The sequence below is a fragment of the Lutibacter sp. A80 genome (assembly GCF_022429645.1).
In the GTDB taxonomy this organism is placed as follows: Bacteria; Bacteroidota; Bacteroidia; order Flavobacteriales; family Flavobacteriaceae; genus Lutibacter.
The window spans coordinates 3,293,125-3,312,867 of the sequence record NZ_CP092480.1 but is presented as its reverse complement, the minus strand read 5'-3'; the positions used below and the strand labels follow the sequence as shown (position 1 = coordinate 3,312,867).

Below are 19,743 nucleotides of genomic sequence, written 5' to 3'. Positions count from 1 at the left end.
AACGTTTAATTTATAGTTTATTAAGTACTATTTTTTCTAAATTTTTAGCTACTATTATTTTATAAAGCTCCCTAATTTCTTGATAATTATGAACTGGCACTATACCTTCTTTAACATCTATTAATGACTTTACTACAATCTTATTACCAACTTGTTTAGTTGTATAAATAAACTTCACAATTTCATCATTCAATACAATTGCTATATCTTCTGGCAGAGACTCAACACTATAACCTTCTGGAATTTCAATTCCTGTTGTTATTCTTTTTTCCCAAGGAGTTCCAAAATCTATTGGATATTCTCTTTTTTCTAATTTAAATGGGTTTTCTTTTTCCGATAAAAATAACATAGGTGTTAAATACATATTGTTCCCAATTACTTCTACACCATCTTCTTTTTCAAATTGATAAATTTCATTAATTGGTTTTGAAATTTCAGTTAAATTTGAAACTCGATAGTTTAATATTTCAATATCATCATTATACTGTTCAATATCACTTATCAATGCTTCTTTTTCTAGACCTACATTTTCATTTCTATAATTAATTGCTGACAAATTCTCATATCTAACCATTGTTATACCTTCAATTACAGCTTCATCAGTAATTTTATAATTTAAATTAAACTCTTTGATAGAAGGTATTGAAGTTGCTAAATTTATAAAATCAACGGTTTTATCGTCTCTAATAATTGTACCTTGCCAATTTAACACTCTTAAAGGCAATACATTTACTAAACTATATTTTTCTGATGCATCAGCTAAAAATTTACCATTCTCGGTTTCTGCCAATGCAATAACGTAATTAAAACCTCTATTTGTTGGTGATATTGGAACACCATGTTTTCTAGTACTTACTAAAACTGGGTTTGCATTAACACCTAATTCTCTTAGAACTACAACTAGAGTTAAATTAATATCTCCTATATTTCCACTACCTTCAGAGTATGCTTTTTTTAAACCCTTTTCTGCATATTGGCTATAATTCCCATTCCACTTTATCTTACTTTTTACAAATTCTAATGCGCCTAAAATTTTGGCTTGATCTGTTTTTAATATAGCTTTTAATTTATCTATATCTTCTTTTAAGTGTTTAGATTTTTTTAATTCACCTCCAAAAGATGAACTTTTTAGTATTGTCTTAGCTATTTCATCCCAACTTGTTGCATAATTTTCAAACATTCCATATTCTGGTGCAGATAGAGAGGCTACTTCCAATTGCAAAGCAGATGCATAATTACTCATATTATTTACATAAGGTTCGGCTTTTAATGCTGGAATATTTTCTTCAAGTACTTCAACTACCTTATCGTTAGTTTTTAATTCACTATTATAATCTGAATATTGATTTACTTTAAATGGATAATATCCTTTTTGGCGTTTGTTGAAATAAAACCACTCAAGCAGATTAATTTTAGCTTCAAATTTTTTAATTGGAATTTCTTCTTGTAAAACAATATCATCAATAATTGAAATATAAGGTGAAAATATTCTATAAGACCACTCTAATACAGAACCTTCTTTTACATTTGGCATAGTGAATTTCTGAACCTTTAATGATTCATTTTGTTTTTCATAAAAAATAGCTTTTTTATCTAATTTCATTTCTTGAACTTTTCCATCTACTAAGTTATAAGTAACTGCCTTTATATTAGATGCTTTTTCACTATTAGATTTAGTGTCTCCATATAAATTAATAGACACTGTGGACCAATCAAACCCTTCTTTATTATATATTTTCATTCTTACTTGTACCTCTGTAACAAGCACAATACCAGCAGCATTTAAAGTTGTATACGTTAATCTTTTTTTATATAAATAAGCCGCATTAGCTGTTGAATCTAATGGGTACGCCTGCTCTTGTAATTCTTCTTTTGAAACTTTTCCAAATTTATAATTTTGACTATAACTAATTTGAAAAAATACAATTCCAACTATAATAATTAATACTAACTTTTTCATATTTATTTTTTTAATAAAACTATTTTTGATTTATCGTTTTTTGCTATTTTTTTTAAAAAATCACGAAAATTATCATAAAAATCTTTCGGATAATTCCCACTTTTTATAAGAATCTCTCGCTTATATTTTAAAATTTTATCTGAAACTTTTTCAATAGTTAATTTATACATTCCAAATTCACTATCAATCTCTACGCTTTCAGCTATTGCTTCAATCTTATAATCATCAGGAAGCTCAACTTCAACTTCATCAACATCATAAAACCCTCTACTTAAAACTATTGGTAGTTTACGATTTCTAATACGTTTAGGCACACCCTCAAACACATTAAATGCATTTATTGGAACAATCATTCGCTCACCGCTAATCAATCCATAATTAATAGCTGAAAATCTTATTGATTCTTCAAACCTTCCTTCTTCTTTATTATTTTTAATAGCAATAGAATCAATTGTAATATTGTTTATATTACTCCAAAACTCTTTATATAATTCATCTAGCTCTTTACTTGTAGCTCCTTCGTAATATATATGATTGTCGAATTGAATTCCTGAGCAAACCATATTAACAATTGCTTTAATGGCTCCATTATTATTTAAAATATACTTTCCAATAATTTTTTGATGATTTTCTTTATCATCATATATTTTTGTACGTTTAATTTCTCCTCCTTCTGGCGAAATAACAAGCGCATTTCTATCGTCTGTAAAGTCTCCTCCTTCAGCAAAAGGAGTTTTTTGACTTGTACACTCTAACCATAAATCTCCGGTATTAGTTGGTATATTTAAAACTGCGTGATTTCCTTGATGTGACAAAAATTCATTATCAATATCTCTCTTTGTCCTATCTCCATAAATTAATGTATAATTTGATGCAACACCAGCTGCATCTAACAATGTTTTAGTATAGTTTGTTAACGCTTTACAATCTCCATAACTTAATTTATCAACCTCACTAGCCAACATTGGTTTAAAACCCCCAATACCAACTTGAATACTTATATACCTAACTTTATCTTGCACATAATTGTAAACAATCTTGGCCTTTTCAATTGGATTTTCAGTTACACTTGTTAAGTTTTGTATTTCTTTTTTTGTAGATTCTGGCAAATCAAATGTACTTTTTAGCAAATTATTATAATACCATTTACCAAATTCGCTCCAATTATTTGCCTCACCATCAACACCTTCCAAATTAAATTTATTTACTCCAAATTTAACATTAGGCACCAATTCTCTTATTGAAGGTGAATAAGGTTCTGAATCTTCTGCTGGCACATTTTGTATGAAATATTTTAAAATCTCTGATCCCTCTGTTTTTTTTATTTGATAATCCATAAAATTATTTTCAGACTTACGAAGAACTATATCTGAGGGACATTTTATAGTATAACTAGATTTTTGAACACTTTGCCTGTAAGAATCTACTGGAAACCAAGGTGGAATAAATGCTGTATTAGATGTTTTTACCTCATAAGTATAATGAATTGTATAAGGGTAACCTATCGGAGTATAATTATAATACAACGCTCTATTATCCGAATACAACGCTCCTCCAGAAGCACTAAAATCTTTAAAATCACTTTTTTTTATTTTCTTTATTTCTTTACCACTTGCATTGTAAACATAAGCTTTTACATTTTTTATATTTGTACCTTTATTGTAATAAATTGTAATATCAGCAAATTCATCAGCTAATTTATTATAAATCGTAATTGCTGCATCAACACTATAAATCATTTGACGTTGAGATTGAATATCCAACGAAAAATTTTCAAATCTAATTACAGAATTAGCATCTTTCTTAAGGCTATCTGGTATTTTCGAAATATTAAAATTAAGGTCTTGTGAGAAGGAAAATAAGGTAAAAAAAAGCAAAAAATAGAATGGGGCACTTCTTAATTTTTTCATAGAAATTAATTTTATATAAAAAAACAAAAAATTCTATGGAAAAACCTTGATAATTATCAACCTTAATTAATTTAAGTATAAATCTACTCCTTTTGTTTAGTGTCTATTATAATAGTTACAGGTCCATCATTTACTAAAGCAACTTTCATATCTGCCCCAAATTCACCTGTTCCAACTTTTTTCCCTAATTCTATTTCAAATTGATTTACAAACTGGTTGTATAACGGAATTGCAATTACAGGTTTTGCTGCTTTTAAATAAGAAGGTCTGTTCCCTTTTTTGGTACTTGCTTGTAGCGTAAATTGACTTACAACAATTGCTTCTCCATTTATATCTTTTAATGAAGTATTCATAACACCATTTTCATCATTAAAAATTCTGAGGTTTACAATTTTTTTTACTAGCCAATCTATATCTTCTTTTGTATCCTCCGCAACAATTCCAACTAAAACAACTAACCCACTTTTAATTTCACTTAGTACATTTGCATCAACTGTAACTGAGGCTTCTAAAACTCTTTGTATTACTACTTTCATATTTTGGTTATTAATAAATCTAACTATAAATATCTGTTCTGTAATGTTCTTCGTCTCCTTCTACTATTTGTAAATAACTTGCATAACGTGAATAGGCAATATCACCATCTTCAACAGCTTTTTTTATAGCACATTTAGGCTCGTTTATATGCATACAATTATTAAACTTACATTCCGATTTTAGTTTAAAAAACTCTGGAAAATAATCTGTTATTTGATGTGGCTCAAAATCTACCACTCCAAAACCTTTAATTCCAGGTGTATCAATAATAAATCCTCCAAAACTTAAATGAAACATTTCTGCAAATGTGGTAGTATGCATTCCTTGTTTATGTAGTTTAGAAACTTCCTTTGTTTTTAAGTTTAATGTAGGTTCAATAGTATTAATTAAAGTAGATTTTCCAACGCCTGAATGCCCAGAAAACATTGTAGTTTTATCTTTCATTAACTCTTTTACTTCATCTACACCAACTTTCTTTGTTGCAGAAATAGCAATGCATTTGTAGCCTATATCTGTATAAATTGCATCTAAAACTGCAAGTTTCTCCAACTCTTCGTCAGTATACATGTCTAATTTATTAAATAAAATTACTGTTGTAATATTATAAGCTTCAGCAGTAGCTAAAAATCGATCTATAAAACCCGTAAACGTTGGTGGATTATCTATGGTTACTAATAAAAAGGCAATGTCTATATTAGCAGCTATAATATGTGTTTGCTTTGAAAGATTAACAGATTTACGGATAATATAATTTTTTCTATCAATTATATTATTTATTACCCCTGTATCTTTCCCTTCTTCAAATTCAAATGTAACATAATCTCCAACTGCAACTGGATTTGTACTTTTAATTCCTTTTATCCTAAATTTACCTTTTAACCTACAATCAATAGTACCTCCATTTTCATCAAATACAGTATACCAACTTCCAGTCGATTTTGTTACAACTCCTTTCATCTATTTCTACTTATTGTTTTAAAGTTCTAAAGAAACATCAAACTAATTATAATTTAAAATATATATTACTATTTACAAATATAATATAGTTTAAAAGTAATAGCCTAAATAAAAAATTTAAATTTAATTACTGTTTTCTTTCTCTAAAAAGTTAAATTATTTTTATACATTTAAATTAGTTTATATTAAACTTAAATGATTTAAAAGAATATAAATATGGGTAAAAATAAACTTACTAGAAAAAAGTCGAACCCACAAAATCTTATTTTTACAGGTAATAAATATTCCAACGATTTTAAAATGCAGCTATTTAGTTACAATCAAAATGAATTGATTGAAAATAGCGACTTTATTGAAACAGACTTTAATGGATTTACAGATACAACCAAAAAATACTGGTTGAACACACACGCAATTCACGATGTAAAACAAATAAATAGCATTTGTAAAAAAACAGGAATTCACGATTTAGTTATTCAAGATATTTTAGATGTAAATCAACGACCTAAATTTCAACAATATGAAGATTATTTATTTTTTACAGTAAAATCGCTACTACCAGATGATGATCTTAAAATTAAAGTAGAACAATTAAGTTTTATTTTAGGAAAAAATTTTTTAATTTCTTTTCAAGAAAAAAAAGCAGACCATTTTGAACATATTAGACATAGGTTAAGAGAAAACATAGGGATTTCGCGCGAAAGAACCTCAGATTTTTTACTATTTCTTTTACTTGAATCTATTTTAGACAACTATTTTAAAACCATAGATTCTATAGAGGAAAAAATTGAAAATATTGCACTAATAGATATTAATGAAGATCCTTCACCTGAAATTTTAAACACCATAGAGTTTTACAAAAGACAATTACATATAATTAAAAAAACAATTATTCCAATACGAGATTTTTCAATTAAAATTGAACGAGAACCTTTTAGCCTTATCCAAGAAAAACATATTAAATATTTTTTTGAAATTAAAGATATATGCTTAACACTTTTAGACAATTGCGATAAAATTGAAACCCGATTAGAAAGTAACATTAATTTATTTTTTTCGATACAAGGACATAGAATGAATCAAGTTATGAAAACACTAACGGTTGTATCCACTATTTTTATACCGCTTACTTTTTTAGCAGGAATTTACGGTATGAATTTTACTAATATTCCAGAATTAACTTGGAAGTGGGGATATGCAGCTTTTTGGGTGTTAATTTTAATTATTTTTTGCTTAATGCTTCTTTATTTTAAACGAAAAAAATGGTTTTAAACACCTCCAAAATCTACTAATACAACTACGTTTAATTAACTATGTAAAAATTAAAAGCAAACGACTACATAGTTGATTTTAAAGCATTAACCATTTACAATAAAAAAATACTACTTTTACAAAAACGTTAGATCTAAACAAAAAAATAGTTAATAATAATCCATAAAACTTTAAAGCATGAAAAACATAATATACCTCTTAATTTCATTTTTTTTTGCTGTTGGATGTAGCTCCATAACAAAAACAACTAATAAAGACCATCAACTACCTGAAGAAGCTGTTAGAATTGCAAACGATGATCTAGAATACGAAATAATTATTATAGATCCAGGGTTTAAAACTTATTTACTAAGCATAGCTAAACCGGCTAACTTTTATTCGCAATCTTACTACGAAACAAAAAATCAATTTTACGTAATTGAATGGAATATTAGAGCCAATAACCCATCACGTTATAACTCTAATATATATGAAAACACAATTAATTACGATTTCAACATTGATTATGGATTAGACGTTAATTATAAATTATTCAACTATTTTAAGTTTGTTGAATATAAATACAAACAACAATTCTAAATTATTTTATTGGTTTTAATGTAAATTTCAATACAAAATACCCTATCAATCCAGATATTAAAGAACCAATAATAATTCCCATTTTTGCTGCAGTAACTACACCTTCATCTACGTAGGCTAAGTTTGCAATAAATAGCGACATCGTAAATCCAAGACCTCCCAATACACTTATACCAAATATATGTTTAAAATTAACATTCTCAGGTAAATCTGCAATTTTTAACTTTACACTAATAAAACTCATTAATAAGATACCAATAGTATTACCAAACACCAATGCTAAAGCAATATTAGAAACAACATGTGCTGCATCTTCAATACCATTAAAACTTATTACAACTCCTGCATTAGCCAATGCAAAAATAGGCATAATTAAATATGACACCCAACCATGCAAAGTATGTTCTAAATGTTGCAAAGGAGAATGTACTTTTTTAGAACAGTTTTCAATAGAGTCAATTGCATGTATCTGATCATAAGAAAGCAACTTACTTTCTTCCTCTGTTTTTTCTTTAAATATTGATAATTGTTGTTTTACTGTATTTAAAAATTGAGAAACATTAACTTTTCTATTAATTGGAATTGTAAATGCCATTAAAACTCCTGCAATAGTAGGGTGAATTCCAGACTTTAAAAACAAAATCCAAACCACACATCCTATTAAAAAATAAAAGTATTTAGAATATACCTCTTTATAACTTAAATAGGATAAACCAGCAAATAATAACATTGCATAACCAATTAAATCCCATTGAATATCTGCACTATAAAAAACGGCAATTACCAATACTGCCCCAATATCATCTACAATTGCAAATGCTGTTAAAAATATTTTTAAACCAATTGGAACTCTTTTACCTAACAACTTTAATATTCCTAAAGTAAAAGCAATATCTGTAGCCATTGGAACTCCCCAACCTTCAATTCCTATTTTACCTTGATTTAAGAAAACAAAAATTAATATAGGAAATGCCATTCCTCCAAAAGCAGCAAAAACAGGTAGTGCAGCTTTTCTTATTGTTGTAAGTTCTCCTGCTAAAATTTCACGTTTAACCTCTAAACCAATTACAAAAAAGAAAACTGCCATTAATCCATCATTAATCCATAATATTAATGATTTTGATAAATGAAAATCTGTATTTGCGAAGCCGATGGTAAACTTTTTAAACCATATTTCTTCGTATATATATCCAAAAGATGAATTTGCCCAAATTATTGCAAAAATTGAGGCTAAAAAAAGGATGATACTTGAAGCTGTTTCTAATTTAATAAATCTTTTTAACTGTGCGCTTAGGTACTTCATTTAAATCTGTTTTATTCGATGGAAATATACAATTTTTTTAAAAAAAATGGCTAAATTTAAAATGCAGAATTCATAAAAAAATGCTAAAATTTTAATAAAAACAGTAATTCAACCAAAGATTTAATCATTTATTACACCGTAAAATAGTAGTCAATAAAAATTTTAAAGCCAGATAATCAATTTTAAAGCGTTTAAAGCATTTTCTACTCGTAAATCAACAATTGGTTAACTATATTTAGTTCACCTGTGTAATAACCCTTTTTTCAACTTAAAACCTAAAATATAAACTTCTTGAGCGCGCTTCTTATAGACTAAACTATAAGTTATAATCTATAATTCATATTTTGCCTAATTTTTATAAAAAAAAGGCACTCAAATTGAGTGCCTTTTTATATTTAAAAAATGTCCCGTCCTGAAATAGCGATACACTAAAACACAAGTGTAATGAAAACATCAGACAAATCAGGTGCAGCAAAGCGAACTCAAAAAGATTACTCGCTTTCTTTTAAACTTCAATTAGTTGAAGAAGTAGAACAAGGATTTTTAACAAAAACCCAAGCCAAGCGTAAATATGGTATTCAGGGAGACGCTACAGTAACCAAATGGTTGCAAAAATATGGTAACTTTGATTGGGAAAACCAAGTTCCAAAAACGATGTCAAAAACTCCAGAACAAAAAATACTTGAGCTTGAAGCTAAAATAAAGCTCCTTGAAAAACAGAAAGCTAGAGCTGAACATCTAGCAGAACGTGCTGATAAAAAGGTTATTATTTTCGATATGCTTGTTGATATGGCAGAAAAGGAATATGATATTCAAATAAGAAAAAATTACACACCCGACTTATCAACATCTTCAAAGAAGAATATAAAGAAACTTTAGTTTCTACCTGTGATTTGCTCGGGGTAAACAGACAGGTTTACTATAGATCCATAAAATCAAGACTTCATAAACAAACTGTAGCACAAAAAGTTATCGTTTTGGTTCGTGATATTCGGATGCTAATGCCAAGATTGGGTGGTAAGAAATTATACTTTCTGTTAAAGGATAAATTATCACTATTAAAAGTAGGAAGAGATAAATTGTTTAGAATACTAAAAGCTAACCATATGTTAATAATACCTAAAAGAAGCTACCACATAACTACAGACTCTCATCATAGATTTAGAAAGCACAGAAACCTTGTCAGCTCAATGGATATAGAAGGGCCTGAATCAGTTTGGGTGAGTGATATTACATATATCGGAACGAGAACCAACCCTTCGTATCTGGCATTAATCACAGATGCTTATTCTAAAAAGATTGTAGGATATGATGTGTCAAAATCTTTATCAATGGATGGTTCATTGAGGGCATTGGAAATGGCTATAAATAATAGAAAATACAAAGAAAGTCCATTAATACATCACTCTGATAGAGGGTTGCAATATTGCTCGAATGAATATCAAAGACTATTAGAAAACAATGAGATTAAGCCTAGTATGACTGAAAAATATGATCCATATGAAAATGCAGTTGCAGAGCGAATAAATGGAATTTTAAAACAGGAATTTAGTGTAGCACAGAAGATTCAAGATTTTAAAGTAAAGGAGAAACTGGTCAAAAATGCAATAGAAATATACAACAATATAAGACCTCATTTATCTAACGAAATGCTAACACCAATACAAATGCACGCACAAAAAAAAATTAAACCAAAACAATACAAATCAAAAAAGCTGAACAATGATGTCATTATTCAGCTTTAATTTTTAACTTTTACCCTTTAATAATCTGTATCGGTTATTTAGGACTAGACAAAAAAATTTAATATTTTCTACAAAACTTCCCCTCCTGTTTTTTCAGTTGTAATAATTACCTCTGCACCTTCTATAGCCTTTAATTTAGCGGCTACTTCTTCTTCAGTTCCAGTAAACACCTCTTCAGCTACTACAGTTTTACCATTTTGCAATGTACTTGTAGTTATAGTTGCACTAGTAGTTTTATCATCATTTACAGTTAATTCAATTTTCACATCTTTTGAAATTTCTAATTCAGCTACAACTTCAGTTGATACGTTTTCTTTGGCATATGCTGTAACATCATCACTGTCTATTGCAATACTTGGCGCGATTACCAATGCTACAACCGACATTAATTTTAATAAAATATTTAAAGAAGGCCCTGAAGTATCTTTAAACGGATCACCTACAGTATCACCAACAACTGCTGCTTTATGCGCATCAGTTCCTTTTTTACCTTGCTCTTCAATCATTTTTTTAGCATTATCCCAAGCTCCACCTGCATTTGATTGAAAAATAGCCATTAAAACTCCAGATGTTGTAACACCCGCTAAAAGTCCTCCTAGCATTTCAGCACCTCCAACAAATCCAACTAACACTGGAACTGCTAATGCTAATAAACCTGGTAATACCATTTCTCGAATAGAAGCTTCTGTAGAAATCTCAACACATTTATCATATTCTGCATACCCATCTGCTTCATCAAATATTTTTCTATCTTCAACAGAAGCTTTTGACATATCAGCATCATATTTACGCATAATTTTTAACGCCGCTTTTAATTGAGGAATATCTTTAAATTGACGACGTACCTCTTCAATCATTGACATTGCAGCTCGTCCAACAGCTTTCATAGACAAGGCAGAAAATACGAATGGTAACATTCCTCCAATTAATAATCCGGCCATAATATCTGGGCGAGAAACATCGATTGACGTTATTTTTGCTGTTTTCATGTATGCAGCAAATAAAGCTAAGGCAGTTAAAGCTGCAGAAGCAATTGCAAATCCTTTACCAATTGCTGCAGTAGTATTTCCTACAGCATCTAATTTATCTGTTCGTTCACGAACTTCACTTGGCAATTCTGCCATTTCTGCTATACCACCAGCATTATCTGAAATAGGCCCATAAGCATCTACTGCTAATTGAATACCTGTGTTTGCTAACATACCTACAGCCGCAATTGCAATACCGTATAAGCCAGCAAAATAATGAGAAACTATAATTGCACCAGCAATTAATAATATAGGTAACATTGTAGACATCATACCAACTCCTAAACCTGCAATAATATTTGTTGCAGAACCAGTTTCTGATTGCTTAACAATTGAAAGCACTGGTTTTGTTCCAGTTCCTGTATAATATTCGGTAACTTTACCAACACAAAAACCAGCAACTAGCCCAGCTAAGGTTGCGTAAAACACACCCATTGCAGTATATTTAACCCCATCAGCAGTCCAACTTTCTGGCAACAAACCTGAATGAGCAATAATAAAATATGAAGCAACAACCATTAAAAGTCCAGATCCAAATTCTCCTAAATTTAAAGCTTTTTGAGGATCTCCCCCATCTTTAACTCTAACAAAAAATGTACCTATAATAGACATTATAATTCCAACAGCAGCTAAAACAAGTGGCAAATAAACAGCTCCTAATCCATTAAAATTTGGCGTTATAATCAAAGCTCCTAGTACCATTGTTCCAATAATTGAACCAACATACGACTCGAATAAATCGGCTCCCATACCAGCTACATCCCCTACATTATCACCTACATTATCTGCTATAGTTGCTGGATTTAATGGATGATCTTCAGGAATACCTGCTTCCACTTTTCCTACTAAATCGGCTCCAACATCTGCAGCCTTAGTATAAATACCTCCACCAACACGTGCAAATAACGCAATAGAAGAAGCTCCTAATGAAAACCCTGATAATACATTTAGTACTGTAGGTATGTTTTCAGATCCTGGCCATATATATTGATATAACATAAATAAGCTACTTAATCCTAAAACTCCTAAGCCTACAACACCTAATCCCATAACTGCACCACCTGCAAATGCAACTTCTAATGCTCTTTCTAATGAAGTCGTTGCTGCTTGAGTAGTTCTAACATTTGCTTTAGTAGCTACTTTCATACCTATAAAACCTGCTAAAGCAGAGCAAATTGCTCCAATAATAAATGAAACAGCAACCATACCATGTGATCCCACATCATAAGTTCCTTTCAGATATAATAAAATTGCTACAGCTAAAACAAAAATAAATAAGATTTTATATTCTGCTTTTAAAAAGGACATTGCTCCATCAGCAATATGTTTAGATATTTTCAGCATTTTCTCATTTCCTCCGTCTTGTTTTGAAACCCAAACATTTTTTATTACTACAAATACAAGCGCTAATACCCCAAAGAGAGGTAAGATTTTTACAATAAATTCCATTGTTTATTTAATAAAGTTTAATTAATAATTTTTTTAGTGGCATACAAAGTAGCTAAAAAATATAACATTAAAAAAACCAGCTTTTTAAAACTGGCTTGGTTAACTATTTTTTACTAAATTGTAAATGTTCTTTTTTTCTTGTGCTCACTATTATCGTATCTAGCGATACACTCATGATAAATTTTTTCAGCTTCTTCAGCATTACCCCATCCACCTACATCAACTTTTTTCTTTTCTAAATCTTTATAAACTTGAAAAAAGTGTTCAATTTCTTTCAATCTATGAGGATTTATATCATTAATATCTTTTCTATTACTCCAAATTGGATCTGAAACTGGAACACAAATTATTTTTTCATCAGGCCCTTTTTCATCTGTCATATGGAAAACACCAATTGGTCTAACTTCCATTACAACCATAGGGAAAGTTGGTTCAGAACCTAATACTAAAACATCTAAAGGATCTTTATCCAATGCTAATGATTCTGGAATAAACCCATAATCTCCTGGATACATCATTGATGAAAATAACATTCGATCGAACCTAATTTTATTCAATGCAAAGTCGTATTCATATTTATTTCTACTTCCTTTTGGAATTTCAATTAACACATCAAATGTTAATGGTTTTTTAGATTTAGCAGTCATTTTATATTTTTATTTTCGACAAAAATACAAAAATGATAGTTTTACGTGTGCTTTTTTTATTATGATTTTTAAAAATAGAAACCAAAAGCACCTTTTATAGCAAATTTATTAGCCGTTGGCATGTCTAAATAATTACCTCTCCAACTAAAATCTATTCTAAATACTTTAAAAATATTACCTATTCCAACACTGTATTCATAATATCCCTTTGTAGGTGCAACATAATTTATATTTGAAGCACTTAAAGCTATATTTTTATCTGATATTTCTCCCCAAACACCTTTAAAACCAACAATTTCTCTTAAATTCAACTTTCTTAACAAAGGAATTCTAGATAAAAAACGCCCATTAAAATTATGTTCAATATGAAGCGAAGCATAGGTATCTGTTACAAATTCGTAATAATCTAATAAGGCATATGTATTTTCAATTGTGAAATAAGATTGATTTCCAGGCACCACATTTAGCAAGCCTAAAGGCACTTCTCCAAAAGTTTTACCAACCTCAAAAGTTGTAAACATTCTTCCAAAACCACCTATTAAAATTGGTTGACGGTAATAAAATTGCAATTTATGATAATCAAAATCGCTATTAAAAACACCTTTTATTCCTTGTGAATAATTTAAAAACAATGTAGAATAGGTGTCTGTAACTTCATTTCTTTCTACCCCATAACCAATTGTTTTTCTATTTGGCGTATATTTTATTGAGAAATCTATTTCAGATTGTATAATATCTGATTTCTTTAAATTATTTTGTTTGTCTACCCAATAATCTAAATTAAATGTTTCTGGAGAAGCTGTAACTAAGGTTCTATAAGAAGCTCCAATTCTAAATAACAAATTCTTTTTAGGCTCTATAGACATAAAGAAATTTGATAAATTTATTGACGTTAATTTACTATTATCTCCGCTAGCAAAAAATGAAGATGATGCAAAGCTTCTTCCTAAAACATCGTTTGTAGTTGTTAAACTAACTCCTATTTGTTCAACATCTCTCCTATTTCCTCCTCCAATAATAAATCTGCTTTTTGGATTTAACATCCATTTTCCAGACATTCCATATTTAAATTTATCATCATCAAAGCCATAAGCTGTATACCCTTGTAGACGCCAAGGCTCATTTCCTCCTAAGTAAGTTCTTCCTCCAATGCGCAAACGTAAGCCTTCAACATCATTTTTACCAAAAGTAGAGTAAATAGACCCATAATCGAAGTTATTAAACTCTATATATCCCGAGCCTAAAATTGAGACGGCATTATACATTTTTTTAAACTTTGGAACTGTTGTTAAAGTATCTAACATCTTATAAATTCCAAGCTCGTTATCGTTTAATTTTTCTTGCCTATTAGCACTCCAATATGCATCTTCTTTGTTATAAATTTTTTGATCGTATACATTAACCTCTTCATTATAGAAGCTTGCATCTTTTGGCAAATTAAATTTGTAATCTTTATACATGGTAGTTCTTCTACCGTAAACACCTTTAGATTTATCTTTTTTATTCAAACTGAAATCAGATAACATATAATCTCTTTTCAATAAAAAAACCGAATCGTTTAACACATCAAACTCTTGCTCTATATAAATATCTTTAACCCAGTTTATATTTGCACTTCTGGTTGCTTGCATATTAATTTCTTTAACTGCAAACGTAGTATCGTTTACCCAAAAATCTCCTTTAAAAGTTAATTCACTTTTTCTTCTTGGATAATACAGAATATTATAACACCATTTATTATCTACAAATGCGCTATCTGCTAATATGTAGTTATAGGTTGAAATTCCGGCAGCTTTTGAAATAGGACTTACAAAGCTTTTATCAAAAATTTTAATATAACTATCATATATATTATAATCTACATATAAATCTTTTATAAATGCAATTACATTTTGGTTAGAATTAAATCCAGAATTTTTATTTGCAATTAAATCTTCTCTAAATTTTTCTCCATTTTTATTTTTACCGTATGAATTATAAACAGATTCGTTGATAAAAATTGGTAAAAATGCCTTACCCGTTATATTAGAAGTATCAATTTTTTCAAAAATAAACTCCATTCCCTTAAACAGTTTCTTTTTCATAAAAGCACTGTCAACATTATTCATATCAAATTCTAACTTCTCATACTTTTCATATTGATATTGATCGAATAAATAAATTCCGTTTTTACGTTCTTTAGCCCAAACTTTTTTTAGAATTTCAATTGCCGGGTTTCCTTTTTTCTTGACATTTCCGGTATAAATAAAAACTTCATCTAACTGAGAAGCAGCTTCTTTTAAAACAATTTTTAAATTAAAATCTCTACTTTTTATTGGAACTATTTTTGTTTCATACCCTAAAAACAATACTTCAATTTCAGTATAAGTTTTACCTGATTCTAAGTAAAACTTACCGTTTTCATCTGAAACTGTTCCAATATTAGAATCTACAAACACAATATTTGCAAACGGTATTGATTGATTTTGTTCATCTACTACCACACCACTAACTTTAACTTGAGCAAAGCCGATTGAAAAAACAAACAAAAAAGGGATATATATAAATTTAAAAATTCTTTTCATTTTAATACTTATTGTATTTTATAAGGTCTGGTTTACAAATCCTGTAAAATAAGTTTATTTTAGCTAGACCTTTGAAATAAAAAATCCTTTCAAGTATTACTTGAAAGGATTTAATAACGCAAATATTATGCCTTTATTTTATATACATTACATCTTTTACCGCTTTAATAACATCGTTAAAGTTAGGTAACCATTCCTCTAATAAAACTGGAGAATATGGTGCAGGTGTATCTGCTGTTGTAATTCTTCTGATTGGCGCATCTAAATAATCAAATACATTTTCTTGTACTTGAAATGTAATTTCTGATGAAACACTAGCAAAAGGCCAAGCTTCTTCAAGTATTACCAATCTATTTGTTTTTTTAACTGAAGTAAAAATAGCTTCAAAATCCATTGGTCTAACAGTACGCATATCTAAAATCTCACAAGAAACACCTTCTTTTTCAAGAATATCTGCTGCTTTATAAGCTTCTTTAATAATTTTACCGAAAGAAACAATTGTTACATCTGTACCTTCTCTTTTAATATCTGCAACACCAATTGGAATAATATATTCTCCTTCTGGAATATCCATTTTGTCTCCGTACATTTGTTCTGATTCCATAAAAATTACTGGATCATCATCTCTAATTGCAGCTTTTAATAATCCTTTAGCATCGTAAGGATTTGATGGCACTACTACTTTTAAACCTGGAGTATTAGCATACCAGTTTTCAAATGCTTGAGAGTGTGTTGCACCTAATTGACCAGCCGAACCTGTTGGCCCTCTAAAAACAATTGGACAATTTAACTGTCCTCCAGACATTTGTCTAATTTTAGCAGCATTATTTATAATTTGATCGATACCTACTAATGCAAAATTAAAGGTCATAAACTCTACAATTGGCCTATTACCATTCATTGCTGAACCAACAGCAATACCTGTAAAACCTAATTCAGCAATTGGAGAATCAATAACTCGTTTTTCCCCAAATTCATCTAACATTCCTTTAGACGCTTTGTATGCACCATTATATTCAGCAACTTCTTCACCTATTAAAAAAATAGATTCATCGCGACGCATTTCTTCACTCATTGCCTCGCAAATGGCTTCTCTAAATTGTATTGTCTTCATTATATTTTTTTTATGGAATTGCAAAAGTAAGCAATTCTAAATTTACTATCAAAAAATAATACTTAATAAAATTTTACTATGCACGCATAGTATTTTTAAAAAAAAGTAGTACATTCGTAAAAAAATAATAATAAAGTCGTTATTTTAATATAAAAAACTCAAATAAATAATAAAATGAAAATATTAGTTTGTATAAGTCACGTACCTGACACTACTTCAAAAATAAATTTCACAGAAAATAATACAAAGTTTGATAGTAACGGCGTACAATATGTTATAAATCCGTATGATGAATTTGCTTTAACCCGTGCAATGTGGTTTAAAGAAAAACAAGGTGCTAATATAACTGTAATAAGTGTTGGAGATGCCTCTGTAGAACCTACTTTACGCAAAGCACTGGCTATTGGAGCAGACAATGCTATTAGAGTAAATGCATTAGCTACCGATGGTTTTGTAGTTGCAAAAGAATTAGCTGAAGTTATTAAAAATAATACCTACGATTTAATATTAGCTGGAAAAGAATCTATTGATTATAATGGAGGAATGGTTCCTGGTATGGTAGCAACTTTATTAGATTACAATTTTGTAAACGCTTGTGTAAACCTTGAAATTGAAGAAGATAAAGCCACTGCATCAAGAGAAATAGATGGTGGAAAAGAAGTTTTATCTTGTAACTTACCACTAGTTATTGCAGGACAAAAAGGACTTGTTGAAGAAAAAGACTTACGTATTCCAAATATGCGCGGTATAATGATGGCTCGCAAAAAGCCTTTAACAATTGTTGAATCAACAACAAATGAAACAACAACTGCAACCACTTCATTTGAAAAACCAGCACCAAAATCTGCCTGCAAATTAATAGATGCAGATAATGTAGAAGAGTTAATAAACTTACTACACAACGAAGCAAAAATAATATAGTAAAACATTGTTGCAAAAGTTAAACGTTAAAAACACAAAACTGTTCAACGTTTAAACACACCAACTATTAAACAAAATAAAGATATATGTCAGTTTTAGTTTTAGCCGAATCATCGAAAGGAAAATTTAAAAAATCATCGTTTGAAGTTGTTTCTTACGGAAAAAAAGTTGCTGAACAATTAGAAACTAATCTTGTTGTTTTAACAATAAACGCCACTGAAAACGAAACACTTTATAAATATGGTGCAGAAAAAGTATTAACAGTTTCTAATGAAGCTTTAGCTACTTTTAATGTAAAAATAATAGCAAACATAGTTAAGCAAGCTGCTGAAAAAGAAAAAGCTCAAGTAATAGTTTTAGATTCTAATGCTAATGGTTTATATGTAGCTCCTTTGGTTGCTGTAAACCTAGATGCAGGTTACGCAAGTAATGCAGTAGCCCTACCAAGCTCGCTAAGCCCTTTTGTAGTAAAACGTAAAGCTTTCTCAAACAAGGCTTTTAATAATAGTGAAATTTCTACTGAAGTAAAAGTAATTTCATTAGCTAAAAACTCTTACGGAGTTTTTGAAGATGAAGTTTCAGGTACAAGCGAAAATTTTTCTCCAGAAATAATAAGTACCAATTTAACTTCAGAATCAATAGAACAAACTACAGGAAAAGTAACTATTGCAGATGCAGACATTGTAGTTTCAGGAGGACGAGGGTTAAAAGGACCTGAAAACTGGGAGATGATTGAAGAATTAGCCTCTGTTTTAGATGCTGCAACCGCTTGTTCTAAGCCAGTATCAGATTTAGGATGGAGACCACATAGTGAACATGTTGGACAAACAGGAAAGCCTGTAGCCTCTAATTTATATATTGCCATTGGAATTTCTGGAGCAATTCAACACTTAGCTGGTATTAACTCTTCTAAAGTAAAAGTTGTAATAAATACCGACCCCGAAGCACCATTTTTTAAGGCCGCAGATTACGGTATTGTAGGAGATGCTTTTGAAGTAGTTCCTAAATTAATTGAAAAGTTAAAAGAATTTAAAGCAAATAACGCATAATTTTATTAAATTGTGCCTCTTAACAAGGCTGTCTAATTTTTGGGCCAACTGTCCTTTGATTAGGCAGCTTTTTTTGCTAATTTTAATTTATGAGTTTAGTTCGTCTAAATATTAAAGGAATATCATACAGTCAGACACAAAGTGGTGCCTATGCACTAGTTTTAAGTGAAGAAGATGGAAACAGAACCCTTCCAATTGTAATTGGTGCTTTTGAAGCGCAATCAATTGCCATTGCCTTGGAAAAAGAGATTAAACCACCTAGACCTTTAACTCACGACTTATTTAAAACTTTTGCAGACAGGTTTCAAGTTAAAATAAAACAAGTTATTATTCACAAATTAGTAGATGGCGTTTTTTACTCTAGCTTAATTTGTGAGCGCGATAAAATTGAAGAAATTATAGACACTCGAACTTCAGATGCTATCGCTTTAGCAACTCGTTTTAATGCTCCTATTTACACCTATGAAAACATTCTGGACAAGGCTGGTATCTATTTAAAAATAAAAGATGAATTAAGTCCTGGTGAAGAAGATGATTCTAGTATCGAAAAATTAATTGAAGATACTGAACCTATTAAAAAATCTGCTTTTTCAAAGGTTAGCTTAAAACAATTAAACGAAAAATTAGAAAAAGCTGTACAGGATGAGGACTATGAGTTAGCAGCAAAAATCCGTGATGAAATTAATAAACGTACCCAATAATCAAACT

Annotated in this window: 16 protein-coding genes; 7 read left to right on the top strand and 9 right to left on the bottom strand. The window is 29.5% G+C overall.

The features are described 5' to 3' along the window. Positions 1 to 10: 10 nt before the first annotated feature. The 4 genes from MHL31_RS13710 to rsgA form a co-directional block, all read right to left on the bottom strand. Complete coding sequence (locus MHL31_RS13710; RefSeq protein WP_240226516.1) at positions 11 to 1,960, bottom strand: DUF3857 domain-containing protein; 1,950 nt, start codon at positions 1,958 to 1,960, stop codon at positions 11 to 13. A 2-nt stretch (positions 1,961 to 1,962) separates the two neighbouring features. After that, positions 1,963 to 3,870, bottom strand: coding sequence for a DUF3857 domain-containing protein (locus MHL31_RS13705; RefSeq protein ID WP_240226515.1), 1,908 nt, complete (start codon positions 3,868 to 3,870; stop codon positions 1,963 to 1,965). 83 nt (positions 3,871 to 3,953) lie between these two features. Beyond that, positions 3,954 to 4,406, bottom strand: coding sequence for a D-aminoacyl-tRNA deacylase (gene dtd / locus MHL31_RS13700; RefSeq protein WP_240226514.1), 453 nt, complete (start codon positions 4,404 to 4,406; stop codon positions 3,954 to 3,956). Positions 4,407 to 4,425: 19 nt separating this feature from the next. Then, positions 4,426 to 5,364 carry a ribosome small subunit-dependent GTPase A gene (gene rsgA / locus MHL31_RS13695; protein ID WP_240226513.1) on the bottom strand — a complete coding sequence of 313 codons (939 nt, stop codon included), beginning with the start codon at positions 5,362 to 5,364 and terminating at the stop codon, positions 4,426 to 4,428. Positions 5,365 to 5,580: 216 nt separating this feature from the next. On the opposite strand from rsgA, the gene corA reads away from it, so the two are divergent. Together corA and MHL31_RS13685 are read left to right on the top strand one after the other, a co-directional pair. Further along, complete coding sequence (gene corA / locus MHL31_RS13690) at positions 5,581 to 6,636, top strand: magnesium/cobalt transporter CorA (RefSeq protein WP_240226512.1); 1,056 nt, start codon at positions 5,581 to 5,583, stop codon at positions 6,634 to 6,636. 177 nt (positions 6,637 to 6,813) lie between these two features. Then, positions 6,814 to 7,215 carry a DUF6146 family protein gene (locus MHL31_RS13685; RefSeq protein WP_240226511.1) on the top strand — a complete coding sequence of 134 codons (402 nt, stop codon included), beginning with the start codon at positions 6,814 to 6,816 and terminating at the stop codon, positions 7,213 to 7,215. A gap of 1 nt (position 7,216) precedes the next feature. Here the strand turns inward: MHL31_RS13685 and nhaA are convergent, their stop codons facing one another. Continuing rightward, positions 7,217 to 8,518: a Na+/H+ antiporter NhaA gene (gene nhaA, locus MHL31_RS13680; RefSeq protein WP_240226510.1), complete on the bottom strand. Its 1,302-nt coding sequence runs from the start codon at positions 8,516 to 8,518 to the stop codon at positions 7,217 to 7,219. A gap of 444 nt (positions 8,519 to 8,962) precedes the next feature. On the opposite strand from nhaA, the gene MHL31_RS13675 reads away from it, so the two are divergent. Together MHL31_RS13675 and MHL31_RS13670 are read left to right on the top strand one after the other, a co-directional pair. After that, on the top strand, positions 8,963 to 9,397 hold the full coding sequence (locus MHL31_RS13675) for a hypothetical protein (RefSeq protein WP_240225903.1): 435 nt from the start codon (positions 8,963 to 8,965) through the stop codon (positions 9,395 to 9,397). A gap of 14 nt (positions 9,398 to 9,411) precedes the next feature. Further along, entirely contained in the window at positions 9,412 to 10,263 is an 852-nt protein-coding gene (locus MHL31_RS13670) for an IS3 family transposase (RefSeq protein WP_240226214.1), read from the top strand. A 68-nt stretch (positions 10,264 to 10,331) separates the two neighbouring features. Here MHL31_RS13670 and MHL31_RS13665 read toward each other — a convergent pair whose 3' ends face one another. The 4 genes from MHL31_RS13665 to MHL31_RS13650 all read right to left on the bottom strand — a co-directional run bounded on the left by MHL31_RS13665 (position 10,332) and on the right by MHL31_RS13650 (position 17,065). Continuing rightward, on the bottom strand, positions 10,332 to 12,740 hold the full coding sequence (locus MHL31_RS13665) for a sodium-translocating pyrophosphatase (protein WP_240226509.1): 2,409 nt from the start codon (positions 12,738 to 12,740) through the stop codon (positions 10,332 to 10,334). A gap of 113 nt (positions 12,741 to 12,853) precedes the next feature. Further along, complete coding sequence (locus MHL31_RS13660) at positions 12,854 to 13,387, bottom strand: inorganic diphosphatase (protein WP_240226508.1); 534 nt, start codon at positions 13,385 to 13,387, stop codon at positions 12,854 to 12,856. A 68-nt stretch (positions 13,388 to 13,455) separates the two neighbouring features. Next, entirely contained in the window at positions 13,456 to 15,951 is a 2,496-nt protein-coding gene (locus tag MHL31_RS13655; protein ID WP_240226507.1) for a DUF5686 family protein, read from the bottom strand. Between the two features lie 133 nt (positions 15,952 to 16,084). Then, complete coding sequence (locus MHL31_RS13650; protein ID WP_240226506.1) at positions 16,085 to 17,065, bottom strand: pyruvate dehydrogenase complex E1 component subunit beta; 981 nt, start codon at positions 17,063 to 17,065, stop codon at positions 16,085 to 16,087. A gap of 174 nt (positions 17,066 to 17,239) precedes the next feature. On the opposite strand from MHL31_RS13650, the gene MHL31_RS13645 reads away from it, so the two are divergent. From MHL31_RS13645 to MHL31_RS13635, 3 genes are all read left to right on the top strand, one after another. After that, entirely contained in the window at positions 17,240 to 17,986 is a 747-nt protein-coding gene (locus MHL31_RS13645) for an electron transfer flavoprotein subunit beta/FixA family protein (RefSeq protein WP_240226505.1), read from the top strand. A gap of 86 nt (positions 17,987 to 18,072) precedes the next feature. Then, a complete protein-coding gene (locus MHL31_RS13640; RefSeq protein ID WP_240226504.1) occupies positions 18,073 to 19,035 on the top strand; it encodes an electron transfer flavoprotein subunit alpha/FixB family protein in 963 nt (320 codons plus the stop codon). 89 nt (positions 19,036 to 19,124) lie between these two features. After that, positions 19,125 to 19,736 carry a bifunctional nuclease family protein gene (locus tag MHL31_RS13635; protein WP_240226503.1) on the top strand — a complete coding sequence of 204 codons (612 nt, stop codon included), beginning with the start codon at positions 19,125 to 19,127 and terminating at the stop codon, positions 19,734 to 19,736. The last annotated feature ends 7 nt before the right edge of the window (positions 19,737 to 19,743 follow it).